Source organism: Gimesia algae (assembly GCF_007746795.1).
In the GTDB taxonomy this organism is placed as follows: domain Bacteria; phylum Planctomycetota; class Planctomycetia; order Planctomycetales; family Planctomycetaceae; genus Gimesia; species Gimesia algae.
Genome location: NZ_CP036343.1, coordinates 3,292,761 through 3,317,752 on the forward strand (window position 1 = coordinate 3,292,761; position 24,992 = coordinate 3,317,752).

The 24,992-nt window shown below is 50.1% G+C and carries 19 protein-coding genes; 12 read left to right on the forward strand and 7 right to left on the reverse strand.

The features are described 5' to 3' along the window. Positions 1-261: 261 nt before the first annotated feature. Positions 262-1,293 carry a class II fructose-bisphosphate aldolase gene (fbaA, locus tag Pan161_RS11980; RefSeq protein WP_145227074.1) on the forward strand — a complete coding sequence of 344 codons (1,032 nt, stop codon included), beginning with the start codon at positions 262-264 and terminating at the stop codon, positions 1,291-1,293. 83 nt (positions 1,294-1,376) lie between these two features. Here fbaA and Pan161_RS11985 read toward each other — a convergent pair whose 3' ends face one another. Next, entirely contained in the window at positions 1,377-2,261 is an 885-nt protein-coding gene (locus Pan161_RS11985; RefSeq protein WP_145227076.1) for a hypothetical protein, read from the reverse strand. A 336-nt stretch (positions 2,262-2,597) separates the two neighbouring features. Here Pan161_RS11985 and ispF point away from each other — a divergent pair, with 336 nt between their 5' ends. The 5 genes from ispF to Pan161_RS12010 all read left to right on the forward strand — a co-directional run bounded on the left by ispF (position 2,598) and on the right by Pan161_RS12010 (position 7,541). Then, positions 2,598-3,110, forward strand: coding sequence for a 2-C-methyl-D-erythritol 2,4-cyclodiphosphate synthase (gene ispF, locus Pan161_RS11990; RefSeq protein ID WP_145227078.1), 513 nt, complete (start codon positions 2,598-2,600; stop codon positions 3,108-3,110). 81 nt (positions 3,111-3,191) lie between these two features. Further along, entirely contained in the window at positions 3,192-4,748 is a 1,557-nt protein-coding gene (gene cysS / locus Pan161_RS11995; protein ID WP_145227080.1) for a cysteine--tRNA ligase, read from the forward strand. Between the two features lie 31 nt (positions 4,749-4,779). Further along, positions 4,780-5,310, forward strand: a complete 531-nt coding sequence (gene ruvC, locus Pan161_RS12000) for a crossover junction endodeoxyribonuclease RuvC (RefSeq protein ID WP_232103709.1) — start codon at positions 4,780-4,782, stop codon at positions 5,308-5,310. 29 nt (positions 5,311-5,339) lie between these two features. After that, positions 5,340-5,960 (forward strand): Holliday junction branch migration protein RuvA, encoded by a 621-nt coding sequence (ruvA, locus tag Pan161_RS12005; protein ID WP_145227082.1) that lies wholly within the window; start codon positions 5,340-5,342, stop codon positions 5,958-5,960. Positions 5,961-6,221: 261 nt separating this feature from the next. Continuing rightward, positions 6,222-7,541: an HD-GYP domain-containing protein gene (locus Pan161_RS12010; RefSeq protein ID WP_145227084.1), complete on the forward strand. Its 1,320-nt coding sequence runs from the start codon at positions 6,222-6,224 to the stop codon at positions 7,539-7,541. Between the two features lie 30 nt (positions 7,542-7,571). Here Pan161_RS12010 and Pan161_RS12015 read toward each other — a convergent pair whose 3' ends face one another. The 6 genes from Pan161_RS12015 to Pan161_RS12040 all read right to left on the reverse strand — a co-directional run bounded on the left by Pan161_RS12015 (position 7,572) and on the right by Pan161_RS12040 (position 12,305). Then, a complete protein-coding gene (locus Pan161_RS12015) occupies positions 7,572-8,930 on the reverse strand; it encodes a glycerate kinase type-2 family protein (RefSeq protein WP_145227086.1) in 1,359 nt (452 codons plus the stop codon). Between the two features lie 141 nt (positions 8,931-9,071). Beyond that, positions 9,072-9,629 (reverse strand): hypothetical protein, encoded by a 558-nt coding sequence (locus Pan161_RS12020; RefSeq protein WP_145227088.1) that lies wholly within the window; start codon positions 9,627-9,629, stop codon positions 9,072-9,074. Continuing rightward, a complete protein-coding gene (locus Pan161_RS12025; protein ID WP_145227090.1) occupies positions 9,629-9,847 on the reverse strand; it encodes a hypothetical protein in 219 nt (72 codons plus the stop codon). Before Pan161_RS12025 ends, Pan161_RS12020 begins: the two co-directional genes overlap by 1 nt. Before the next feature lie 352 nt (positions 9,848-10,199). Then, the gene (locus Pan161_RS12030) at positions 10,200-10,853 is read right to left on the reverse strand and encodes an HAD family hydrolase (RefSeq protein WP_197995839.1); all 654 of its coding nucleotides are present in this window, start codon (positions 10,851-10,853) and stop codon (positions 10,200-10,202) included. Between the two features lie 28 nt (positions 10,854-10,881). Continuing rightward, on the reverse strand, positions 10,882-11,196 hold the full coding sequence (locus Pan161_RS12035) for a Rieske (2Fe-2S) protein (protein ID WP_145227094.1): 315 nt from the start codon (positions 11,194-11,196) through the stop codon (positions 10,882-10,884). Between the two features lie 128 nt (positions 11,197-11,324). Then, positions 11,325-12,305 carry a lysophospholipid acyltransferase family protein gene (locus Pan161_RS12040; RefSeq protein WP_145227096.1) on the reverse strand — a complete coding sequence of 327 codons (981 nt, stop codon included), beginning with the start codon at positions 12,303-12,305 and terminating at the stop codon, positions 11,325-11,327. Positions 12,306-12,657: 352 nt separating this feature from the next. Here Pan161_RS12040 and Pan161_RS12045 point away from each other — a divergent pair, with 352 nt between their 5' ends. From Pan161_RS12045 to Pan161_RS12070, 6 genes are all read left to right on the forward strand, one after another. Further along, on the forward strand, positions 12,658-13,056 hold the full coding sequence (locus tag Pan161_RS12045; protein ID WP_145227098.1) for a hypothetical protein: 399 nt from the start codon (positions 12,658-12,660) through the stop codon (positions 13,054-13,056). 149 nt (positions 13,057-13,205) lie between these two features. After that, on the forward strand, positions 13,206-16,019 hold the full coding sequence (locus Pan161_RS12050; RefSeq protein WP_145227100.1) for a tetratricopeptide repeat protein: 2,814 nt from the start codon (positions 13,206-13,208) through the stop codon (positions 16,017-16,019). A gap of 66 nt (positions 16,020-16,085) precedes the next feature. Then, positions 16,086-17,993 carry a CRTAC1 family protein gene (locus Pan161_RS12055; RefSeq protein WP_145227102.1) on the forward strand — a complete coding sequence of 636 codons (1,908 nt, stop codon included), beginning with the start codon at positions 16,086-16,088 and terminating at the stop codon, positions 17,991-17,993. Positions 17,994-18,422: 429 nt separating this feature from the next. Continuing rightward, on the forward strand, positions 18,423-19,721 hold the full coding sequence (locus Pan161_RS12060) for a DUF1501 domain-containing protein (RefSeq protein WP_145227105.1): 1,299 nt from the start codon (positions 18,423-18,425) through the stop codon (positions 19,719-19,721). A gap of 160 nt (positions 19,722-19,881) precedes the next feature. Beyond that, positions 19,882-22,296: a PPC domain-containing protein gene (locus Pan161_RS12065; RefSeq protein WP_145227107.1), complete on the forward strand. Its 2,415-nt coding sequence runs from the start codon at positions 19,882-19,884 to the stop codon at positions 22,294-22,296. Positions 22,297-22,389: 93 nt separating this feature from the next. After that, positions 22,390-24,921 (forward strand): DUF1549 domain-containing protein, encoded by a 2,532-nt coding sequence (locus tag Pan161_RS12070; RefSeq protein WP_145227109.1) that lies wholly within the window; start codon positions 22,390-22,392, stop codon positions 24,919-24,921. Positions 24,922-24,992: the final 71 nt, after the last annotated feature.

The window sequence follows — 24,992 nt, forward strand, 5'->3', positions numbered from 1 at the left end:
CAAGCGTCTCGGCATTGTTCAACAGGACTTACGTTCAAATGCGATGATGACTGTCTGGAATACGAAATTGAATCAGCGGAACCTCTGAAGCCATTCTCTCGATTATCTTTTCCGGTTTTCTGCTGTTGTCAGTCCGTGATGAAAATCGTCTTAAACATTCATCCGGAAACGACGCAGGAACAGGTCAGACAGCGTTTGTCAGATAGATTTTAACATCATTCAGAAGTAACTTTTCACTTTTAAACTGAACAGGAAATACCAATGCCGATTGCAACCCCAGCTCAATACGCAGCGATGCTGGATTCCGCTCAAGAAGGTAACTATGCCTATCCCGCGATGAATGTCACCTCGCTGACAACAATCAACGGAGCCCTGAAAGCATTTGCAGATAAGAAGTCAGACGGAATCATTCAGGTTTCAACCGGTGGTGGTCAATTTGCTTCCGGTCTGGATCAGAAAGACGCCGTGTTAGGCGCCATCATTTTAGCAGAAGCGACTCACCGTCTGGCAGAACGTTATGATGTTCTGATCGCATTGCACACCGACCACTGTCAGCCCGGAAAAGTAGATTCGTTCCTGAAGCCGCTGATCGCAGAAACGGCTCGTCGACGCGAAGCCGGTCTGCCGAACCTGTTCCAGTCTCACATGCTGGATGCTTCAGAACTGCCTCTCAAGGAAAACCTGGAATTATCGGTTGATCTACTCAAGCTGTGTGCGGCCAACGAAATCATTCTGGAAGTGGAAGCCGGTGTGGTTGGTGGTGAAGAAGATGGTGTCGATAACTCCGATCAGCCAGCCGACAAGCTGTATACTTCACCAGAAGACATGGTTGCCGTTTATGAAGCACTCAACGGTCTGGGACGTTACATGTTCGCTGCTACGTTCGGCAACGTACATGGCAGCTATAAACCAGGTGCCGTCAAACTGCGTCCAGAAATTCTGAAAGAGGGTCAGGAAGCTGTGATTGCCAAATATGGTAAGGAAGCAGAATTCGACCTGGTCTTCCATGGCGGCTCGGGAACTCCCGAAAATCAGCTGCGGGAAACACTGGAATACGGCGTTGTGAAGATGAATATCGATACCGATACTCAGTACGCCTTCACCCGTCCTGTGGTAGATCACATGATGAAAAACTATGATGGCGTATTAAAGATTGATGGTGAAGTGGGAGTCAAGAAAGTTTACGACCCTCGCAGCTACCTGAAAGCCGGCGAAATGGGAGTCGTCCAGCGAATGAGCGAAGCCTGCGATGACCTGTTCTCCAGCGGAAAAACCATTTTCGGCAAAGTCTGATTTGCATCTGCATTTCAGCTGAAAAACTGATTACCAGTGGGCTGTTTCTTTCCGAAGCAGCTCACTTTTTTTATTGAGGCTGCCTATTTGCTGCGAACAGCTTCCATCTTGGACATGTTGGACAGCCGCACGACCAGAATTTTCTGAATGTCCGCTTTAGAACCTTCTCCGCGGAAAAACAGGTGTCCTGCCGAATCCGGTTTGACTCCATCCGTGGCCGTGATAATTGCCATCTCGCCAACGTTCAGAGTGACCTCAAACTTCTGATTATAGAATGGGGTAGTATTCTGGCGATTTTCCAGTTGCCAGCCAATATTCGTCGGTGTGCGGCGTAGTTGCTGTGCGCCGTAATGCACTTCGGGAGTAAACTCCAGTTTCGCCCAGCCATCCTGTACTTTATGTGCTTTGACTCGCATCACGCAGCGGGCTTCTTCAAACTCTTTGAGTTCCTCAGGCTCTTCGTCGTCACCCGTCAGCAGTTTCAGGCTGCATTTTGGGTAGAAGTCACTGGTTTGAATATCAGTAGGCACGCCCGACCTTAACATCAGTCGTCTGCCGGAAAGCAATAATGATTCATCTTCCCGGGAAAGTCCGCCCAGATGAGACTTCAAACCGAGTAACGTCTGCAAGGCCATGGGGGGAACAGAACTCACATGTCCGACTCGCAAACCATTCTGATTCAGGTTTTCCTGGTCCATCAGTTCAATGGCTCCGATTTCATCGACCTCGTTCCAGAGCGTCGAACCGAGCAGAGGGTCTGTGACAGGACGTTCGATGAAGACAATTTCGACCTGCATGGCATCCTGTGATACAGGAATGGCCGGCAGCTTGTTAACCGTTTGTTTCTCCGCATACTTCTTCAAACCGAACACGGCACTTTCTTCCATCAGCGCGCAGCCGGATATTTTGACGACCAGTAAAACCAGTGCCACAACCACCAAACAGGATCTGAGAGGGAGTAACTTCATGAAAGGTTCAAGTTGAGAGGGGTATCAGTTTGAGAGATCAGTGCGCGACAGGATATCGCCAGTTGAATTGAGGGGCCGGGAGTTTAACGCGGATCAGATTTTATGTCAATTTGAATCTGCAGCCCCACCACATCCTGCGGAACTCGCACAGTTCGCTCCCGAAATTACGCTACTCTGGATCAGGGAACGACTTGGGAATCCTGGCTCATATTGCCTTGTTTGTCTGCTCCAGCTATGATCAGCCTGCTTCTGTTGAACCCGACCAAATCCAATATCCAAAAGAACAGCATCTGTCGCGATCTGAGCGATTTCGACCACTGTTATTGATTCGAACTCATGACATCTGCCCCTGAACCCCGGAAATATCCAGAATTGCGAATTGGCGCAGGCCAGGACTGCCATCGGCTGGAAGCAGGTTACCCGCTCATTCTGGGAGGCGTCACGATTGAGTTCGAACTCGGACTGGTGGGACACAGCGATGCTGATGTATTGTTGCATGCGATTACTGATGCTCTGCTGGGAGCAGCTGGTCTGGGTGATATCGGAGAAATGTTTCCCAACACAGACGACCGCTGGAAAGGCGCCGATTCCGGTGACCTGTTGCAAGCAGCATTCGCAGAAGTAGAGCAGGCTGGCTGGCAAATCGTAAACCTGGATTGCACTATTTCGGCAGAACGTCCTAAACTAGCCAGCTACAAGCCTCAGATCAGAAAATCAGTCGCCGAGCTACTGGATCTGGAGGAACAACAAGTCAATATCAAAGCAAAAACGGGAGAACGCGTTGGTCCTGTCGGCAGACAGGAAGCGATGACAGCAGATGCTGTGGTTTTATTAACGCGTTCGCATTGAAATTTATTATCTGACTGAACCTGTCTTACTTCAGGTTCCTCATAATTTTGATTACAGGAAGAAATTCAGGTAACTAACACAATGACACTCAGAATATACAACACACTCAGTCGCAAAAAAGAAGATTTCCAGACGATCAAACCAGGCAAAGTTGGAATCTACCTGTGTGGTCCCACAGTTTACAAACACGCCCACATCGGGCACATGGTCGGCCCGGTCATTATTGATACGATCGCCCGCTATCTGACCTACAACAACTATGATGTCAAGTTCGTCAATAACATCACCGACATCGACGACAAACTGATTAATAAAGCAGCCGAATTGAATATCTCTGTGGAAAAGCTGGCAGCTGAAATGACACAGGATTATTTTGATAACCTGGAAATCATGGGCGTCGATACGATTACCGATTTCCCCAAAGCCACCGACTATATCGAGCCGATGCAGGAGATCATTCAATCGCTGATTGACAAAGGCTTCGCCTATCCCCTGGATGGTGATGTCTACTTTTCTGCTGAAGCGGACAGTAAATATGGCTGTCTCAGCGGTCGCAAAATTGAAGAAATGATCGCGGGCACTCGTGTCGAAGCTAATGATAAAAAGAAGAACCCGGCTGATTTCGCGCTCTGGAAGAAATCGCGACCGGGTGAACCTGCCTGGGACAGTCCCTGGGGACCGGGTCGTCCAGGCTGGCATATTGAATGTTCCGCCATGAGCCGTAAACTGCTCGGTGATTCATTTGACATTCACGGCGGTGGTCTTGATCTGATGTTCCCGCATCATGAAAACGAACGGGCACAGTCAGAATGCTGCACGGGAAAAACCTATGTCCGTTACTGGGTGCACAACGGTTTAATGCAGGCCAGTGACGCCGCTGGAAAAGTAGGTGGCCAGCATGATCGTCACGGTGATGTCGCCGTTGATCAGCAGGCCCAGGAAGCAGACAAACTCTCAGGTTCCAAAGGTGCCGCATCGGTCAAAGAACTGTTTGCCGTCCACCCACCGGAAATCGTGCGGTTGTTTCTGCTCTCCACACATTATCGCAGCCCGATCGCGTTCAGTGATGAAAATATCCGTGAAACCGGGAAAGGTATTGAAGGCTTCTACCGCTTCTTTGAAACCTTCGAACGCATCACAGGTGAAAGTTTTTATCAGCTTCCCACATCAGAAAAGCGGGAACAGTCGACAGGCCTGACAGGGGATCCTGCGGAATACTTCCAGCAGCTATCCGAATTGCGTCAGCGATTCCTGGAAGCGATGGATGACGACTTTAATACAGGTGGTGCCATTGGTGTGCTGTTTGAATTACGGTCGACATTAAACGCCTTGATCCATTCGCAGAATCTGGAAGGTGAAGGCAAGCAGAATCAGGAGATGGCCGAGGCGTTGAAAACCGGCGCCAGCCTGCTGAAGGAACTTTCCAACCTGCTGGGAGTGTTCCGAAAAGCACCCGCTAAAGATTCGGGTACCGATGATGGCCTGGTCAATCAACTGATGGAATTGGTTCTGGAAATACGTAAAGATGCCCGCACCAACAAAAACTGGGACATCGCAGATAAAATCCGCGAAGGCCTTGCCGCCTGCCAGATCACTGTGGAAGATCGTCCGGAAGGCAGCTTGTGGCGACGCGGCTAATCACGTTTCCTGCGATCAGATTGAGCCAATTATGAATCTGAATTCAACGATGGATAAAGCAGAGTTGACTACCGCGGTCCGCTTTCTGGGTATTGACCCGGGATTGAACCGGACGGGATATGCTTTGTTACAGCAGTCTGTAAAAGGTCCTGTCCTGTGTGAAGGCGGCATCATCCGTTCGAACCAGGAAGCTAATCTTGCCGCGCGTGTTCATGAAATCGCTTCCGGAATCCGGGAAGTCATTGCCGAATATCACCCGGATGTCATGGTGATTGAGCAGGTATTTACAACTCCCCGTTTCCCCAAAAGTTCGATTATCATGGCTCATGCCCGGGGTGCGATTCTGTTCGCTGCCCATGATGCGGGTGTGCCTGTCGTGCATTATACGCCGACCCAGATTAAAAAACTGATCACCGGCAGCGGTCGTGCTTCGAAAGAACAGATCCAGCACGCCATCAAAAGCGAGCTGGGATTAAAAACCATTCTGGAACCCAATGATGTGGCGGATGCCTTCGCGGCCGCATTATGTCATTATCACACCATCCGTGTCACCTGTTTGTGAAACAACATTTTCTTTCTAACTGAGCACCCATGATTACAAATATTCGCGGCGAACTGATTGAATTGAGCTTAACCGAAGCCATTATTTCAGTCGGGGCTTTCGATTATGAAGTTTTTATTCCCGAGTTTGTCCGCCGCCAGCTTCAGCCTCTGATTGGCAGTGAAATCAGCCTGAAAACCATTCAGTACATCGAGGGAAATCCACAGAAAGGCAGACTCACCCCCCGTATGATCGGATTTATGAGTCACGCCGAACGGGAGTTCTTTGAACTGGTCTGTTCGGTGGATGGGGTGGGAGTCAAAAAAACATTACGGGCAATGGTGCGTCCCGTCAAAGAAGTGGCGACTGCCATCGAGGAAAAAGACATCAAACAGCTCACCACTCTGCCTGGTATTGGTCCGGCAGTCGCCGAACGAATCGTCGCCAAACTCCGACGCAAAATGACAAAGTTCGCATTGATCGTCGCACAAGAATTTCCCGCAGAGGAAGGTCGCACCGATGTCTTCAGCGAAGCCTATGAAGCGCTGCTCAGCCTGGGTTATTCGGCGACCGAAGCGCGTGCCAAAGTCGAGACCATTGCCGCAGAAGGAAAGAAATTCAAAAACATTGAAGAGTTTCTGACCACTCTCTATCAGCAGGAACGCAACTGACAGTCAGCAACCGTCCGCTTTTTCACTGCTATAATCCCTGCAATTGGTAGATTCGGTAAAACGTCTGCCGGAATACGCCTGTATCTGCATCTCGTGCGCTTCTGGTTTGGCGGCAGAGTCTGACTGACCTAAGTTTAAGAAATCTCTAACTACTTGGGTATCGGTTTATGCAATCCGACCACACTCAACTCACGTCGGTTCATTCCGTTAATATCGCATGGTCAAAATTGCAAATCCTCAGGCACAGCGGCGTCTCACATTATGGTTGGCAGAATTATCAAACAGAAATCCAGCCCCTACACCGCGCTGAATATTGACCGCTTAAGAATGGGGGTTAAATTACAGGCTCCCATCTATGACGCTGAAACTGAAAAGAACATTCTGCTGCTGGCCAGCGGCAAAAGTATCACCAAAACAACCATACAGAGCCTGAAAAAACGCGGCATTCGCAATGTGCGAGTCCATGATCGGGATCTGTCAAACCTGACCCTGGCTCCCGGCGAAAGCCAGTCTTCCGGTTTCACTTCTTCCCTGCAGCTACGCAGTCAAAAGTTAAAAAACCGCGCAGGTGATCCCTCCTCAAACAGGCAGGTTGCTGACACAGAGCGCACGAATTCTCCCTGGCAGATTCAATCCCAGTCCTTTTTACATGAAGTGACTCCGCCTACAGCGACCGCCTATTCTCCGACATTACAAAAAGAGTATCGAAAAGAATTCGCGGTCCTGACAAAATTAACAGATGATATTTACAGACAGATTCTGGCTAGCTCACGAATCAGTACTTCGCAAATTCAATCTGTGACAAACAGTTCCTTCTCACAAATGAGGCAGGATATGGATCTGTTCGTTCTGGAGGGAATTACGCCTGTCGCGCTGGGAAATATCTGCAGACACGGCCTGCAGATGTCGAGTCTGGCAATGGCAATGGGGACACAACTCGGCCTGCAAAGAGAGCATTTATCTCAACTCTGTATCGGTTGTCTGGTTCACGACACCGGCATGGTCAAAATCAATACTGACGGCCTGGTGGGACATCTGCCCGCCAGTCCCATCGACAGTCTGGAACTCAGAAAACATCCGGTCATCACCTATAATCTACTGAGTGAATCGAATGAGTTCTCCATGATCTCGCGGATTGTGGCTTATCAGGTACATGAACGCTGTGATGGATCCGGCTATCCGCGCGGCCAGAAACAAAATCAAATCCACCCTTTTGCCAAAATCGCTGCAGTAGCAGATGAATTCATTTCCCTGGTCTCCCTGGCTGCTGCCAATGCGGAAATCCAGCCTTACCTGGCTGTAGAGCAGTTGATCTACGGCGCCTCTCGGGGCATCTTCGACAGCGGCGCGGTTCGTGCATTATTACAGTCCATCTCGCTTTATCCCGTGGGATCCGTTGTCGAATTGAATCAGGGACAACTGGCAACGGTAATTCGGACGAATCGTCTGCAATACGATGCGCCGGTTGTCAGCATACTGCAACCGTGTGGCAGCGCACAGATTTTCGACCTGCAGGAACACGCTGATCTGCGAGTCATTCGATCAATCCCCCACGCCGAAATTGAGACCTGCAGCCTGTAACGGAAACAGCAGCAGGATCGCAAATTTCATTCATTCAACGATAGCTACTCGCAGATCCATGACGTTGGTCTGCGTAGCCCCTGTTTTCAGAAGACTACCTGTTTCTGCCAGAATGGGATACGCATTATGGTCCCGTAAATACAGCGCGGGATTCAGTTGCAGTGCATGTGCACGTTTCAGGCTGTGCTCATCCAGAATCCCACCTGCGGCATCGGTGGGCCCATCTTCGCCATCAGTGCCACCTGAAAGGATGCAGAACCCGGAAAGCGATTCATCCCAGAGACGCTGCATCGCAGCCAGTACCAGTTCCTGATTGCGGCCTCCCTTCCCTGGATGGGGAGACGACGATAAATCTACAACTGGTTCCCCGCCGCTGAGAATACAGGCAGGACGAGGTACCGGACCTGTTCCGGCCTGCAACTGCAGGCAAAGCTCAGCCAGTTCCACCCCGGTTTCAGCGGCAGTTCCTTCGTTTGCTGAGCCAAGCGAATAGACTTCGTATCCCAATGCCAGAGCCTGGTGTGAGGCCGCCTCCAGCGCGGTCGCATTATTGCCAATAACCTGATTGAACACAGTCGCATCTCTGACCGAATTTTGAGGGTGTGCTGGTGTCTGTTCTGACTTTAAGATGCTCCATACACTTTCGGGAATCTCTGCGGGATCTGAAACAAACCGCTGTAGAACCTGTAAGGCATCTTGCGCCGTCGATTGATCGACTACTGTCGGTCCGGAAGCAATCAGATCGAGAGGATCGCCAACGATATCTGAGATGATCAGAGCAAACAGATGTCGACAGCCAGCCGCTTGAACCAGCCGTCCACCTTTTACAGCGGAGATCTGTTTGCGGACACAGTTCAACTCCTGAATGGTGGCCCCCGAGGACATCAGCAACCGCGTCACCAGCTGTTTATCTTCCAGCGTCAATGGGGGCAGTGGTGCAGGCAGCAAAGCGCTCCCTCCACCTGAAATCAAGACAATACAGATATCATCCGGCTCCAAATCTGATATTTTCTTCAGGATCTGGCGGGCGCCATACACTCCTTCTGCAGTCGGTTCATTCAGGCTCGCAGGTCGCGCCGGATAGAGATGAATCATTGCAAGCGGACGGACACAATCGGCGGGAACATTAACCCAGCCGGAGGTTCTTTCAGCCAGCGCTGAACCGCGAAGCGCAGCTTCCACACCCGCAGCCATCCCACTGCCCGCTTTTCCTGCACCGGTTACCAGCAGTCGTTCATGCCCCTGTAGCGGAATCGTGTGCCCGCAGATTGTCAGTCCCTGGTCTGTAACTCGAATGGCATGGGAGACGAGCGTTTCAGAGTCGACTGCTCTGACTCCGGCTTTCCAGATCTCTAAAGCACGCTGAGCAGTTGAAGATGTCTGCGACATCAATACCTCGCATAAAAGAGAAGAGCAGATCGGCTGATTGCCAGATTACTTTTCGTATCTCTGTGGTTTAACAAGAATATTAAATGACAGGGAGGCACACTGGTCGAAATTGGGGATCGGCTTGAGCGAATGTATTACGTATCAGGGATCTACCTGGTCCGAACCCGAGTCTTCCACAGTTGTATTTAAAGAACGTGCCAGCTCTTTTGCAAGTACACGTCCCTGGACTTCTGCAGGGGGAACTCCCTCCTCAGTCAATTTTTTCCGGTCCAGTTCATCTTCCTGATCATACCAGAGGGGATCCACTTTTGCCTGGGTGATTTCAGAAACTTTCCAGACTCCCGTCTGACTTTTGACAAGATGAATGTCGGGCTTGATTGCATAGCCATTTTTCTGAATCTGCACACGGACCAGGGCGGTCGAACCATTCAATTTGACGTCCAGTACGCGACAGTCAAGCGGCAGGGGATCTTGATGAGATTCCTGATTCAACTTCTTCGCCAGATCGGCTTTTTCGGGTGTAAGCAGAGCGCGAATCTGTGATTCATTCCCTGTTTCCAGAGCGTCCACAAACTCAAGCGCAATCTGCTTCACCCGATAATGCTCGTAGAATCTTTGTGCGCCGATTACGATCAGGTAGAGACCTGCTGTAATGAGTACACCGATCAGAAACTTCTGCGAGAGAGGTTTATTGGCCATCAGGCGCCCGGGCGGAGATGGCTGTAAGCTGCTAAGATGGCATAGAGATCCGAGGGAATCTTTACTTCGTCTTCTGAAAAATCAGAGATCCAGGTACGACGATAGTAAACTGCTTCTGCCAGAGCATCTGCAATTTCCCCAAATCGAACATTGACCAGACTGTCCTTCTGTTCGAGCGTTTCTTCTTCACCTGTAAAAATTCGAAGCCGATGTTGCATGGAAAGGATCCTTCCTATATCGAACTCAATGATTTCCGGACCGGCTGAATCCACAGCCAGACAAAGGCAATTCTCTGCTAACCAGTATCATTTTGATTGAGCTGAACAAAACAGAAGACCGGAATTCACTCCAGCCTCATCTTAATTATCGGCTTAATCAATTTAGCTTCTTGACTGAAAAGTTCAGTTTTTTTCGATTTTATCGGCTGTAAGGTCGCCCTATTCTCACCACTTTGAAATCAACGATGTAAGAATTACCAGTCATCCGGCGTAATTCGCGCATTGAGCTGGCAAAGAGAATCATTAAACAGCAATCTTTGCCGACTGAAAGGGAGCCTGGCTGCGCTTTGAATCAGGAAAGTGACGATTGCAGCCCGAGTAAGGCGGGTAGTTCAAACATTGAGCCAAATGTTTTTGCCCCGTATGACTCCAGCTCGACCGGTGAACTGTGGTCAGCATAACCGAGTACCGGGATGCCTGCAGCGACTGCGGCCTGCACTCCGAGTTTACTGTCTTCGATGACCACACATTCGCTCGGATGTACTCCCATCTGGTCAGCCGCAAAGAGATACAGATCGGGTTCTGGTTTCCAGACCCCTACTGTATAAGCAGAGTAAATGCGACCATCAAAATAACGAGACAGATCGGTGATTCTCAAGGTGAGTGCCATCTTCTCTTCAGGCCCATTCGAAGCAACGCATTTCGTCATGGGGATTGCTTCCAGCGCTTCACGGACTCCCTGAATGGCCTGCAGTTCCTGCTCGAATACTTTCGCCATCTGTGCGCGGACCTGATTGGCAAAATCTGCCGGTAGCTTTGCATCCATCTGATCTTCGACGACGGCCAGGCAATCAGCCAGTTTGCCACCTTTGAACTGCTGGACCGCCTGCTCGGGAGACAGTGGAAATCCGATGTCTGTAATCATCTCGGCCAGAACGCGATTCCCCAGGGTTTCACTGTCGACCAGAACACCATCACAATCAAAGATTACCGCTTTGTATTTCATGTCGCCTGCTGACTCGCTTCTTTTTTCTCTATGACTCAGGTAGTTCAATATAGATCCCGTCCTCTTCCACAGAGACGGGATAGGTCGGGTGACACAGGCGTTCATTCAAACAGTGTTGACCTGTGGTAACATCAAACTGCCAGCCATGCCAGGGGCAGGTCACAACGTTACCCGTAAGTGTCCCTTCTCCCAGGGGACCGCCTGCATGGGGACAGACACCATCCATTGCATAATAGGTACCATCCACATGAAACAGCGCAATAATTCGATCTTCCGCGACAAACTCAGCGGCCTGCCCTTCAGGCACGGCGGTCAGGTCGGCGATTCGTATTTTATTGCCCATGACTGTCTCCGATTTGGCGGCCTGTTCACTGGATGTGATACGAGGTCTCATTTTGAACAGACGGTAGCCCCTTCTGCATTCTGTGACCTCAGATAGCGGTTGTAGTGGAGATCAGCGTCTGAATCAATTCAGGCAGCCTTTTTTTCCTGAATCGTTTCAGCCTGGCGTTTCTTTTTCGCTCGCACCCGCGGCTCACTTTTCCAGCGTCGATGCACCCAGAAATACTGTTCGGGTGATTTCCGCACGGCGTTTTCCAAAGCAGTCGTGAACTGCTGCGTGATTTCTCCTACTGGATCTTTAGAGACACACTGTGTCGAATCGATCAGTTGCTCGCAGCCCATTTCGAACTTGACCCATTGATTGTTTTCAAAATCATCGGGCAGTCTACGGGCATAGCCCACACAGATATAAGCCCGATACTCCAAAGCCAGCAGAGCAATCGATTTGAAGGTAGAAGCAGGTTTGCCAAAAAAGTCAACGAACAAACCCCGTTTGCCGGCATCCTGATCGCCGAGCAACGCCAGATGTCCGCGGCGTTCAATCGTGGCAATCATATCGTCGTAGCCACCTTTTTTCGCCATCGCACGATGGCCGGTATGCTGACGGAATTTTTCAAACCATTCGTTCAGGAAAGGATTATCCAGCTCTCGCGCGACCACCCCCATGGGGAAGCCAAACAGTCCGAAGACGGAAACGGCGATCTCCCAGTTTCCATAGTGGCCACTTAAGAGAATCACCGGTCTCCCGGAACAGAGTGCCGTAATTAACTCCGGCGGATAATCGAAATCCAGCACATCAAAGATATTTCCTCGATGCAGTTTGCGGGGCAGCTGGATGATTTCTACCACCATGCGAAACAGGTGCGTCCACATCTGATAGATGGTCTGGTCAATTTCCTGATCCGAGAGGTCTTCACCTAAAGCAGTCCGCAGATTTTCTGCTGCCACATGATAACGGGTCAGCTTGCGAGGCAGACAGCGATGAATCACAAACGCCATCCCCTTTGCCAGTTTCACTGATTCTCTCAGCGGTAATGATCTGACGATACAAACCAATGTGCGAAAAATCAGATATTCCAGTCGGTATCTTGCCATGCGCCAATCGATCATACGATCGTTCCCCCAAACTTCCCTGCTGTGATTGCCCGCTTCTTCCTGAAGATCATACGGGATCTATTGCACCTGAACCCCAGACTCAGCCTTACTTTAACTCTTGTGGTCTATGATCGGAGAGGGGCGGTCTGTTCCTGGACTCAGGTTCAAAGTCGTAAAAGTGTCTACAGAATCGGGTTTTTCGTCAAGCCCCAATTAGATCAGGGTCTGCCTGACATCGATTTCGATTGAAATCTATATAAACTGAGAGAGATCAATTATTTTTTACTCGGAATTGAACTGCAGACTGAGTATATTGATAAAGAGAGATAGATGTATCCAACCCCTTCCTGTTTCTTTGTATGATTCCATGACCGATCGATCTTCATTCACGCTGCGTCTGCTACTGATTGCAGTCGCCGTCTGCGCCGTGAATCTGATGTCGCTCGATTCCGCGCAGGCGACCTGTGGAGATTATCTGTCCCATGCGGGGCAGAATGATGCTTCAGTCAATCATCTGCTGACTGATCCGACGCAGATGCCACCCGCCATGCCCTGCTCAGGTCCCGGCTGCCAAAAGCATCGCCCCGATCCTGCTCCACACGCCCCCGTGCTTGTGATCACCGTTCTCAAACCAGCCTGCCCTGTCGGCTTCGAAACGCTGAAGTCGGAACAACGGCAAACCAGACTCGTATCCTGCTCCACATTACTGTGTTCGTCAGCGAATCGAGCACGCATCGACCGTCCTCCCCAACTCTCTGGCTCCTGAAACATCGGATACAGGGACATTGTCTCTGTTGTTTCATGAAACTTGCCTGCGCGAACTGTTCCATTCAACGGTTTTGCCTGCGCTTTGATTAAGTGCGGTTTTACTGCAAGTTTTCCCCATAGCCAATTAGTGCAGGACCTCTTGTCAATATGTCTACCACCGATTCTTCCACGGCGGAAGCGAAACCCCGTCGGATCGTCCGCAAAGCCATCGGACCGAAATTACGTAAAGTTCTCTATCTGCTCTTTTTCATGGTGGCATTGCTGGGCGCCAATTCGATCTATCTTGTCAGTATTACCGTCTATGACTGGTTGAGTGGTGAGACACTGGAAAACTGGTTCTACCAGTACATGTTTCTCGCGCATCTGATCCTGGGCCTGGTGTTACTGGCTCCCTTTATCCTGTTCGGCGTCGTACACATTTATAACACGAAGAACCGACTTAATCGGCGTGCCGTGCGAGTGGGATACGGACTGTTCTTTATTTCCTGCCTGGTACTGATCTCCGGAATCTTATTGTTACGCATTGGTTCTTTCGACATGAAAAACCCCACCGCGAGATCAATTACTTATTGGTGTCATGTGATTGCACCGGTGTTTGCCCTCTGGATGTACTGGCTGCATCGCCTGGTCGGACCCAAGATCAAGTGGAAAGGGGGACTTGCTTACCTGGGTGTCATTACTGCGATGGTGGTCGGCATGCTGATGTTTCATTCTTCAGACCCCCGCAAGTGGAATGTGGTCGGCCCCAAATCTGGTGAAAAATATTTCTTCCCCTCACTCTCCCGGACCTCAACTGGTGACTTCATTCCTGCGGAAGCGTTGATGATGGATGACTATTGTCAGAAATGCCATCCCGATACACACGCTGACTGGAAAAACAGTGTCCACCATTTCAGTTCGTTTAATAATCCCGCCTACCTCGCTTCGGTGAGAGAAACCCGCAAAGTCTCCTTTGAACGTGACGGGAACCTGCAGGCTTCCCGCTTCTGCGCCGGCTGCCATGATCCAGTCCCCTTCTTCAGTGGTGCCTTTGATGATCCGAATTTTGATGATATCAATCACATCACCTCACAGGCGGGAATTACCTGCACGAGCTGCCATGCCATTACGAACGTCAACAGTGTGCGTGGCAACGGAGACTATACCATTGAAGAACCGATCCATTATCCATTTGCGTACAGCGATAATGTATTTCTGCAATGGGTGAATAATCAGCTGGTGAAGGCCAAACCAGCGTTTCACAAGAAAACCTTCCTGAAAGATCTTCACAAATCAACGGAATTCTGTGGGACCTGCCACAAAGTACATCTGCCGGAAGAACTGAATCAGTATAAGTTTCTCCGCGGGCAGAACCATTACGATTCCTTTCTATTGAGCGGCGTGTCCGGTCATGGGGCCCGAAGTTTTTATTATCCTCCCCAGGCCCAGGAGAACTGCAACAAGTGTCACATGCCAGCCAAGCCTTCCAACGACTTTGGCGCACGGCACTTCTATGATTCAAAAGAACTCAGTGTTCACAATCACCTGTTCCCGGCTGCGAATACCGGGATCGCTGCACTCCGCAATGATCCGGAAACCGTCGCCATTCATGAGGCGTTCCTGAAAGACAATCTTCGCGTTGATTTCTTTGGAATTCGCGAAGAAGGCAACATCGAAGGCAAACTGATTGCGCCGCTGCGACCGGAAGTTCCCACTCTGAAACCCGGAAACAAATATCTGCTGGAAACGGTACTGCGTACCTTGAAAGTCGGACATCACTTTACCCAGGGAACAGCTGACTCGAATGAAATCTGGCTGGATGTGACGGTCAAAAGTGGCGATCGAATCATCGGACGCAGTGGTTCCCGTGAAGAAGACGGGACCGTGGATCCCTGGTCGCATTTTGTGAACGCTTTTGTGATTGACCGTGACGGTAATCGAATCTCCCGCCGAAATCCAGAGGATATTTTCGTACCATTGTACAATAACCAGATGCCGCCGGGGGCCGGTCAGACCATTCACTATGAACTGATTCTGCCCGATGACCTGACCGCTCCGGTGACGGTCGAAGCCAAACTGCAGTATCGAAAATTCGATACGCATTACATGCAGTTTGTCGCGTCTTCACTGGAAGCAAAAGGCCAGGAACTGTCCTGGAAGGAAAAAGGCGTTCCTTATGTGAATACTCTACCCATCACGACCATCGCTTCGGATACCATTACGTTTCCGATCGAAGGGGTGACTGCGGAAGTGAAAAACAAAGAAGTCGAGATTCCGGTCTGGCAACGCTGGAACGATTACGGCATCGGCCTGTTTCTGAAAGGCAAGGCGGAATTACGCCAGGCAGCGGAAGCGTTTGAGCACGTCGATCAACTCGACCGCTATGATGGTTCATTGAATCTGGCACGAGTCTACTTCACGGAAGGACGCCTGGAAGATGCCGTTGATGCCCTGAAGCGAACTGCATCATTCACCGATCCGCCGGCTCCTCCCTGGACGCTGGCCTGGCTGAGTGGCAAGGTCAATCAGCAGCAGGGACACCTGGAAGAAGCTGAAAAGAACTTCCGCAGTGTTCTGGAAGATCAGACCGAAGAGCGCACCCGCCGCGGGTTTGACTTCAGTAAAGATTATGTCGTCATTAACGATCTCGGTCAAAATCTGTTTGATCAGGCCAAGCGGTTCCGCACGGCAGAGAAGCAGGAGCAGCGCGTTCAACTGCTCAACCAGGCCGTCGAACAGTTCCAGAACACGCTGGTCCTGGACCCGGAGAATGTCACCGCTCATTACGGTCTCTCTCTGGTTTATGATCAGTTGGAGCAACCGGAACTGTCTGATCAGCATCGGAAGCTGCATCAGAAATATAAGGTTGATGATACGGCCCGAGGTTTCGCAGAACGCAAAGCCCGCGAAAAATATCCTGCTGCCAACCACGCAGCAGAGCAACCTGTGATTTATTCATTAAACCGTACCGTCAAACCATAACGCATCGGCTCTCCGCGCTGAATGGCAACGCGAAGAGCTGAATTTAGATAAACGAAAGTCATACTCATGTCAGATTTAAGCCCTGATGACCTGAGCCCCGAACTGGAAATCGAAACCGAACAGAATGATGAGTCCATTGGACGTGCATTCTGGTATTCCTTTTCGGTGATTCTGATACTTGCCATTTGTGGCGGAGGCATTTATGCCTGGAAGCAGATGCAGCAGCCCGAAGAAATCGTCAAGGAAACTCCCCTGAGCCTTCCTGCGGGGCGAAAAGTCGAAGAGATCACGCTTCCCCAGATTCCGTTTACAGATATCACGGAACAGGCCGGCATCCGCTTCGTCCACAACAACGGTGCCGCCGGCGAAAAACTGTTGCCGGAAACCATGGGTGGAGGCGCCGCTTTTTTTGATTACGATCACGATGGTGACCAGGATTTACTGCTGGTGGGATCTCAGAACTGGTCATGGAGTAAGGCGGCAGAGCAACAGAAATCAGTCCCTTCACTGGCATTGTATCAGAATGATGGCTCGGGAAATTTCCAGGATGTCACCGAAAACATGGGACTGAATTTGTCACTATATGGCATGGGCGTCGCCTGCGGTGACTATGACAATGATGGCCTGGTTGACTTATACATCTCGACACTGGGAAGTAACCGGCTGCTGAAAAATGAAGGGACGCGATTCCAAGATGTGACCGTACAGGCGGGAGTAGGCGGACCTGATCATCTCTGGAGCACCAGTTGTGGCTGGTTCGATTATGACCGGGATGGTGATCTGGATTTACTCGTCTGCAATTATGTTGACTGGACTCCCGCTTACGACCGCGCGCAGAATTTCACACTAAGGGGAGGCATCCGCGCTTATGGTCGCCCCCAGAACTTTAACGGCGTGAATCCCCTGCTTTATCAGAATCAGGGGAACGGAACCTTCACGGATATGACCGAGCAGGCGGGACTCAAAGTCTTCTCGCCGGGTACCGGCGTGCCCCTGGCAAAATCGCTGGGTTTGAACTTTTACGATTTTGACGAAGATGGCTATCTCGATATATTTATTACGAATGATACCGTCCAAAATTTGCTGTTCCGGAATCAGCAGGATGGAACCTTCAGCGAAACAGCGGCGCTCTCGGGAGTAGCCTTTGACATGGATGGAAATGCCCGCGGTGCCATGGGCATCGACATCGCCAATTTCCGAAATGATGACACGCTGGGGATTGCCATCGGAAACTTTGCCAATGAAATGACGGCCCTGTATACTTCTCCTGGAAAAGAGATGCAGTTCATCGACGAGGCGATCTCGAACGGGCTGGGGCCACAGACACGCCAGGCGTTGACCTTTGGCGTCTTCTTTTTTGATGCGGACCTCGATGGGCGACTGGACCTGTTTTCCGCAAACGGACATCTGGAAGAAGATATTAATATTGTCCAGGAGCGTCAGCATTACAAACAGTCTCCCCAACTCTTCTGGAATTGTGGTCCGCAGTATGCCACCGAGTTTGTACCTCTGGAGGAATCACTGGTCGGCAAGGATTTTGTAGAGCCGCTGGTAGGACGCGGCGCAACATTTGGCGACATTGACGACGATGGTGATCTGGATCTGATCATCATGACAACGGGCAACAAACCCCGCCTGTTGAGAAATGATCAGCAGACAGGAAATCACTGGGTTCGCTTTCATCTGTTCAGTGAAGAAACACAGAAAAAGGAGAACCCTGCTGCTTCACCCCGTGATGCGCTGGGGGCACACATTCAGATCAAGACGGCGACTGGGATACAAAACCGGATGGTCATGCCTACCAGAAGTTATCTGGCACAAACCGAGTTGCCAGTGACCTTTGGACTGGGAAAGACGGAGGAAATTCAGTCGGTCTCCATCAAATGGCCATCGGGAAAAGAGACTTCTTTGAAAAATCTCAAACCCGATCAGCTGTACCAGATTTCAGAGCAATCCGGGCTTGTGGAAAAATAGCATCATTCCGGTACTGCTAATTAGGGCGATATTTCCCTGACTTAGCAGAATCTGGGCAGTAAATCCTTGACATAATCGCATCAACCTTGTTTGATATATGAGGTGTCGAGTTGTGTTCAGATTGCTGGATTTCAAAATTGTCCTTGAATTCCAACGAGTGAATTTGGCATAATACCCTCAGGTGGTTAAAAACGATTCCTCCCCCTACTGGATTCATGTGATAATATTAGACACATTACCAGAATCACCTGACTATTAACTCGGGCCAGATAGAAGAGTAGATCCGAGCCATCCGCCAGTGAAAACTGGCTATATTCCAACCTGATAAGATTTAGTGCTCAATCCTGACTGCAAGTGTTAAGCCTCTGGCCCTTGAGAGCCACCAACCAGACACAAATTATCCCCACAATCGAAAATGGAGATTTCACTATGAGCTTGAGACAATCACGTCGCGACTTTTTGCATGTTGGTTTTGCAGGTGGAATCGGCCTGACTCTGCCTGATTTTCTCCGTATGAAAAGTGCCCAGGCAGAAATTAAAAAATACGAGTCAAAAGAGGGTACCGCGAAATCAGTCATCTTCATTTACCTGCCCGGTGGTGCCGCCCATCAGGAAACCTGGGACCCTAAACCTTATGCTCCTGTCGAGTACCGCGGTCCCATGGGATCAATCGACACGAATGTGGCAGGTGTACGCTTCAATGAAAAGCTGGCGAAAACAGCCAAAATCATGGACAAGCTGACTGTATGCCGCTCCATGTCACACGGCGAAGCGGCTCACGAACGGGGAACACATAACATGTTCACCGGCTATCGTCCCAGCCCCGCACTGCAGTTCCCCAGTATGGGAAGTGTGGTCACGCATGAATTTGGTCCTAAAAACAGCATGCCTCAGTATGTCTGTATTCCAAATCAGCCCAATGAGTTCGCCGGAACCGGTTATTTGAGTTCTTCTTTCGCCCCCTTCAGTGTGGGGGCAGACCCTGCTTCCAAAGGATTCAAGGTTCGTGACCTGAACCTGCCTGGTGGCGTTGACAACAACCGGTTTACCCGCCGTCGTTCTCTGCTGGGTGCCGTCAACGAGCACTTTGTCTCCAAAGAAAAAGCAGATTCACTCGACGCCGTCGATACTTTCTACAAACAGGCCTATGACATGGTCTCTTCGAAAGCGTCTCAGGAAGCATTTGACCTGGATAAAGAAGACGCCAAAGTCAGAGACGCTTATGGACGTAATCAGGCCGGTGCTCGCATGCTGCTGTCACGTCGTCTGGTAGAAGCCGGAGCACGTTTCGTTACCATGACTTATGGTGGCTGGGATATGCACGACCGGATTCAGACCGGTATCGAGCGCAATGTACCGTCCTTCGATCAGGCGTTCTCAACGTTGATTACAGATCTCTATGATCGTGGATTGCTCGACAGCACCCTGGTCTGCGTCTGTAGTGAATTCGGTCGTACTCCAAAAATCAATGCAACTGCCGGGCGTGACCACTGGCCTAAAGTCTTCAGTGTCGTCATGGCTGGTGGTGGTATTAAAGGTGGTAGCGTCTACGGTTCATCCGATGCGATTGCCAGTGAACCCGAAGACAACCCGCTGTCCGTAATGGACTGGGCAACCACCATTTACCACTGCATGGGTATTGTCGCTGATAAAGAACTGATGGCTCCCGGTGATCGTCCGATTGAGATTGTCGATGGCGGTAAAGTTGTCAAAGACCTGCTGGCTTAGAAAGCCAGCAGGTAAATCGAATCAGAATTGTTAGCATGGGGACGCCTGTTCCCATGCTGACATTCTTATTCAAACGGAAAAAATACTGATTCTCGAACATCAACATTCCAAGGGGGGAACCGTGATGCTGCAGAAGTACAGGTCTGTTTGCACCGGAGTTTTGACTATCGCACTGGGCTTACTGCTGGTTGCTCCAGCATGGGCTGCGGACCCGGGACTGAACTACGTTCGTCCTCGAGGCGGTCAACGTGGAACAGAAGTCAGTCTTACGTTCATTGGAGCCCGACTTTCTGACGCAGTCGAAATTCTGTCCTACAAAAAAGGATTTGAATTTAAAGAAATCAAAGCAAATCCTAAAAATGCAAATATCTGCACTGCCATCGTTAAAATTGCCCCCGACTGTGCCCTGGGCGAACATACATTTCAGGTTCGGACCAAAAGTGGTGTTTCCGACTACAAAACCTTCTGGGTCGGACAGTTCCCTGAAGTGGCAGAGAAAGAACCCAACAGCGAATTCGAAACACCCCAGCCAATCGAACTGAATCATACCGTCACAGGGATTGTTCAGAACGAAGACGTCGATCACTATATTGTCACTGCAAAAAAAGGTCAGCGGATCTCAGCAGAAATTGAAGGCATTCGCCTGGCTACGACTCTGTTTGATCCGTACATCGCCATTCTGGATGAGAAACGCTTTGAACTCAAAGCAGAAGACGACCTGCCCCTGCTGCGAAATGATGCGGCTATTTCAGTAGTTGCTCCTGCTGACGGGAAATATACCATTCTCGTCCGTGACAGCTCTTATGGTGGAAACGGTGCTGCGTTCTACCGATTGCACGTGGGAACTTACCCGCGCCCCACAGCCGTTTATCCGGCAGGGGGACAACTGGGTACGAAGCAGCAGGTCACATTTAAAGGAAACACAATCGATAATCTGGTTCAGGAGTTCCAACTCCCCGATAAACCAGACGCGGAATTCGAACTGTTTGCTTCCGATGCCGGTGGCAGTGCCCCTTCAGGAAATGTTTTTCGCCTGTTCCCCCATGGTAACTCCATGGAACAGGAACCCAATAACGATCTCAAATCGGCATCCGCAGCAGCGTTACCCAATGCTTTCAACGGGATCATTGAAAAAGAAGGCGATATCGACTTCTTCAAATTCCAGGCAAAAAAAAACCAGACTCTGGAAATCGAATGTTACGCCCGTCGTATTCGTTCTCCACTGGATCCTGTCGTGAATCTGTACAATGCGAAATCACAGCGGCTCGGTGGAAACGACGATTCCCGTGGACCGGACAGTTACTTCCGTTACAAATTCCCGGCTGACGGTGAATACGCTATTTCCATCACAGACCATCTCTCTCGTGGTGGTGAAGATTTTGTTTACCGAATCGAGATGCTGCCTGTATCACCTGAATTGGAACTGGGGATTCCCCGCAATGCCCGCTATTCACAGGAACGTCAGCGAATTGTTGTGGCACGTGGTAATCGATTTGCTGCTATCGTCAGTGCCAAGCGAAGCAACTTCGGTGGCGAAATCGCCCTCGATACTTCTAACTTCCCCAAAGGAATCAAGGTCATCGCTGAGCCCATGGCAGCCAATCTGACAACAATGCCTGTTGTTTTCGAAGCAGCCGCTGATGCTCCAGTGGAAGGTGAGCTCATCGCACTTACCGGCCGTCACGCTGATCCCAAGCAGAATATTTCAGGTGTTTTCACAAACCGGGCTGACCTGGTTCGTGTCCGAAATAATCAGTTACTGTGGCTGAAAGATGTTGCTCAAATTCCCGTAGTGGTTGTTGAGGAACTCCCCTTTAAACTGGATATCGTCGAACCGAAAGCGCCGCTGACACGCAATGGCTCCATGCAGTTGAAAGTGGTAGTGACTCGTAAAGAAGGTTTTGATGAACCCATTACACTGCAGTTTCCTTTCCGTCCACCAGGAGTAGGGGCTTCCAGTCGGGTCACAATCCCCAAGGGGAAAAATGAAGTCTTCTATCCGATCAATGCCAATAGCAAAGCAGAAATGAAAAAATGGAAGGTCTTTGTCATCGGCTCTGCCAATGTCGGAGGTAACGCCTGGGTTTCTTCTCAGCTGGCTCCTCTGGAAGTAGCAGATTCATTTGTAGATCTCGACCTGGCTCGAACAGCAGTCGAACAGGGGCAGGAAACGGAGATCATCTGCAAAGTGAATATGAAGAACCCGTTCGATGGTGATGCCAAGATTAAACTGGTTGGCCTGCCTCCGAAAGTGACGACGGAAGATATCTCTTTCAATAAAGAGAGCAAAGAACTGGTCTTTAAAGTCAAAACGGATCCGGCTTCTCCCCAGGGACGGCATAAGAGTCTGTTCTGCCAGGTAGAAATCCCGATCAACGGGGAAAACGTTGTTCATACGACCGGTCGTACTGAATTGCGAATTGATAAACCGGCTCCTCCCAAGAAAGATGAGCCAGCCAAACCTGCCACGGTCGCCAAAAAAGAGGAGCCTAAAAAAGAAGCTCCTAAGCGGTTAACCAGACTGGAACAGCTCAGGCTTGATGCACAGAAACGACTCGAATCCGGTACCAAATAAATCGGATTGAAATTGCGCGGTTTCAAAAATATTTTGACTGTTTATTATTACCTTCATCAACTGGATTTTGTTGACGAATAAAGGTTCTCAATTATGTGGCGTCATCGACTATTAACTGGTAGTGTTCTCTCTCTGGTTATTTTTGCCAGCGGACTCTCTCTCTCTGCAGCAGATGAGAAAACGCCAGCAAAACCCGAGCCAGCAAAACCGGCTCCCGCGAAACCAGCGGAAGCCAAGCCAGCAGCCCCTGCAAAACCAGCACCGAAACTGGTGAAGCTAAATGTGTATCCCACGGATATTCAACTCACTACCAGTCGCGATCGGCAATCGGTGATTGCCCAGGCGGTTTTCGATAATGGCCTGACTCACGATGTAACCAGTCAGATCCAGTTAAAAGCAGCTCAGCCCGGTATCGTACGTGTTGAGAAAAACATGGTCTATCCGGACAACGACGGCGAAACCGATGTCATCGCCAGCTTCGGCGGTGTAGACGTCAAACTCCACTCGAAAGTCGTGCAAGGTAAAGTGGATCGTCCGATTAGTTTCAATCTGGACGTGATGCCGACATTCATGCGAGCGGGTTGTAATACAGGTAGCTGCCACGGTGCTGCCCGCGGAAAAGATGGATTCCGACTGTCTCTATTTGGCTTCGATCCCAAAGGTGATTATAACCGCCTGACTCGTGAACTGAGTGGGCGTCGGATCAATCTGAGCCTGCCTCACGAAAGTCTGGTACTTGAAAAAGCAACCGGCGCAGTCCCCCATACGGGTGGAAAACTGTATGAAAAAGATTCCGAGCACTACAACGCCACGCTCCGCTGGTTACAGGCAGGTGCCCCTTATGATGCCGGCGAAATTCCGACCGTCACAAAAGTGGAAATCTATCCTGAAGGTGGCGTACTGGATGGTAAAGATACTACTCAGCAGGTGTCAGTCCTGGCTCATTATTCGGATGGCACTACGCGAGATGTAACAACGCTGGCATTTTTCTCATCCAATAACGATAACTCGGCGACCATTACAAAAGACGGTCTGATCACCGCCAATAATCGTGGTGAAGCCTTCATCATGGCACGCTTTGATACTCACACAGTCGGGTCACATTTTGTCGTACTTCCCAAAGGACTGGATTTTGAATGGCCTAACGTTCCTGAGCATAACTATGTTGATACCCTCATTCACAACAAACTCAAAAAGCTACGTGTGATACCTTCCGAGCTCTGCTCTGATGCAGAATTCCTGCGTCGTGCCAGCCTGGATATTTGTGGCATCATGCCTTCGATTGAAGAGTTCAACACCTTCGTTGCCGACAAAGATCCCAAAAAACGGGAAAAGCTGGTCGACCAGTTGCTGAACCGAAAAGAGTTTGTGGAAATGTGGGTGATGAAATGGTCAGAGTTACTGCAGATTCGGACGGTTAATAACCGCATCAGTTACAAGTCGGCCCTGCTCTACTATAACTGGTTACAGGAACGCATCGCTACTAACGTTCCTATCGACAAAATGGTTCAGGAACTGCTGGGTTCCACTGGTGGTACCTTTGCGAATGCCGCAACCAACTATTATGAAAACGAACGGGACACACTCAAAGTATCTGAAAACGTGGCCCAGGTCTTCATGGGCATGCGGATTCAATGTGCTCAATGCCATAACCATCCCTTTGACCGCTGGACGATGGATGATTATTACAGCTTTGCTGCCTTCTTTTCTCAGGTCGGTCGTAAAGGAAGTGAAGATCCTCGTGAATCAATCATCTACAACCGCGGCAGCGGAGAAGTCCGGCACGCAGTAGATAACCGGGTCATGCAGCCTAAGTTTCTGGGTGGCGCCCAGCCTGATACGCGTGGTAAAGACCGTCGGGTCGTGTTGTCAAACTGGCTGGCATCTTCTGAGAATCCCTACTTTGCTGCTAATCTGAGTAACATTGTCTGGGCGCACTTCTTTGGGAAAGGGATTATCAACGAAGTGGATGATGTACGCGTCAGTAACCCACCGGTCAACCCGGAACTGCTGAACGAACTGGCGAAACGATTTACCGATTACAATTATGACTTCAAAAAGCTGGTGCGTGATATCTGCACTTCGCGGACTTATCAGCTATCGACACAGACTAACCCCTCCAACGAGCGTGATCTGACAAATTTCTCGCATGCACAACCTCGTCGTCTGCGAGCGGAAATTCTGCTGGACTGTATTTCACAGGTCACCAGTGCCCCGAATAAATTTCGTGGGTTGCCACTGGGTGCACGTGCTGTTCAGATCGCCGACGGGAACACATCAAACTACTTCCTGACAACCTTCGGTCGTGCAAAACGCGACACGGTCTGCTCCTGCGAAGTGCGGATGGAACCCAGCCTGTCACAAGCATTGCATCTGTTGAATGGGGATACCGTCAACCAGAAAATCGTCCAGGGTAAATTTGTAGAATCCCGCTTGAAAGCAGGTAAGAAGCCGCTGGAAGTTATTGATGAGATGTATATCACCTGCCTGAGCCGAAAACCGACGGATAAAGAATATTCCTCGCTCGTCCAGGTTCTGGATGAAAACAAGAAAGACGAAACGAATACTTTGAACGATGTATTCTGGTCTCTTTTGAACTCACGAGAATTCATCTTCAACCACTAGAGTACATCGAATTTAAGCATACTGTCTCTCAATTTATGATACTCGGTCCGAATGGTCCTGAAGACGCTACT

What these genes read in the sequence shown, in the direction of transcription:
- fbaA (WP_145227074.1), top strand. Translation starts at nt 262, where the DNA reads ATGCCGATTGCAACCCCAGCTCAATACGCAGCGATGCTGGATTCCGCT.
- Pan161_RS11985 (WP_145227076.1), bottom strand. Translation starts at nt 2,261, where the DNA reads ATGAAGTTACTCCCTCTCAGATCCTGTTTGGTGGTTGTGGCACTGGTT.
- ispF (WP_145227078.1), top strand. Translation starts at nt 2,598, where the DNA reads ATGACATCTGCCCCTGAACCCCGGAAATATCCAGAATTGCGAATTGGC.
- cysS (WP_145227080.1), top strand. Translation starts at nt 3,192, where the DNA reads ATGACACTCAGAATATACAACACACTCAGTCGCAAAAAAGAAGATTTC.
- ruvC (WP_232103709.1), top strand. Translation starts at nt 4,780, where the DNA reads ATGAATCTGAATTCAACGATGGATAAAGCAGAGTTGACTACCGCGGTC.
- ruvA (WP_145227082.1), top strand. Translation starts at nt 5,340, where the DNA reads ATGATTACAAATATTCGCGGCGAACTGATTGAATTGAGCTTAACCGAA.
- Pan161_RS12010 (WP_145227084.1), top strand. Translation starts at nt 6,222, where the DNA reads ATGGTTGGCAGAATTATCAAACAGAAATCCAGCCCCTACACCGCGCTG.
- Pan161_RS12015 (WP_145227086.1), bottom strand. Translation starts at nt 8,930, where the DNA reads ATGTCGCAGACATCTTCAACTGCTCAGCGTGCTTTAGAGATCTGGAAA.
- Pan161_RS12020 (WP_145227088.1), bottom strand. Translation starts at nt 9,629, where the DNA reads ATGGCCAATAAACCTCTCTCGCAGAAGTTTCTGATCGGTGTACTCATT.
- Pan161_RS12025 (WP_145227090.1), bottom strand. Translation starts at nt 9,847, where the DNA reads ATGCAACATCGGCTTCGAATTTTTACAGGTGAAGAAGAAACGCTCGAA.
- Pan161_RS12030 (WP_197995839.1), bottom strand. Translation starts at nt 10,853, where the DNA reads ATGAAATACAAAGCGGTAATCTTTGATTGTGATGGTGTTCTGGTCGAC.
- Pan161_RS12035 (WP_145227094.1), bottom strand. Translation starts at nt 11,196, where the DNA reads ATGGGCAATAAAATACGAATCGCCGACCTGACCGCCGTGCCTGAAGGG.
- Pan161_RS12040 (WP_145227096.1), bottom strand. Translation starts at nt 12,305, where the DNA reads ATGATCGATTGGCGCATGGCAAGATACCGACTGGAATATCTGATTTTT.
- Pan161_RS12045 (WP_145227098.1), top strand. Translation starts at nt 12,658, where the DNA reads ATGACCGATCGATCTTCATTCACGCTGCGTCTGCTACTGATTGCAGTC.
- Pan161_RS12050 (WP_145227100.1), top strand. Translation starts at nt 13,206, where the DNA reads ATGTCTACCACCGATTCTTCCACGGCGGAAGCGAAACCCCGTCGGATC.
- Pan161_RS12055 (WP_145227102.1), top strand. Translation starts at nt 16,086, where the DNA reads ATGTCAGATTTAAGCCCTGATGACCTGAGCCCCGAACTGGAAATCGAA.
- Pan161_RS12060 (WP_145227105.1), top strand. Translation starts at nt 18,423, where the DNA reads ATGAGCTTGAGACAATCACGTCGCGACTTTTTGCATGTTGGTTTTGCA.
- Pan161_RS12070 (WP_145227109.1), top strand. Translation starts at nt 22,390, where the DNA reads ATGTGGCGTCATCGACTATTAACTGGTAGTGTTCTCTCTCTGGTTATT.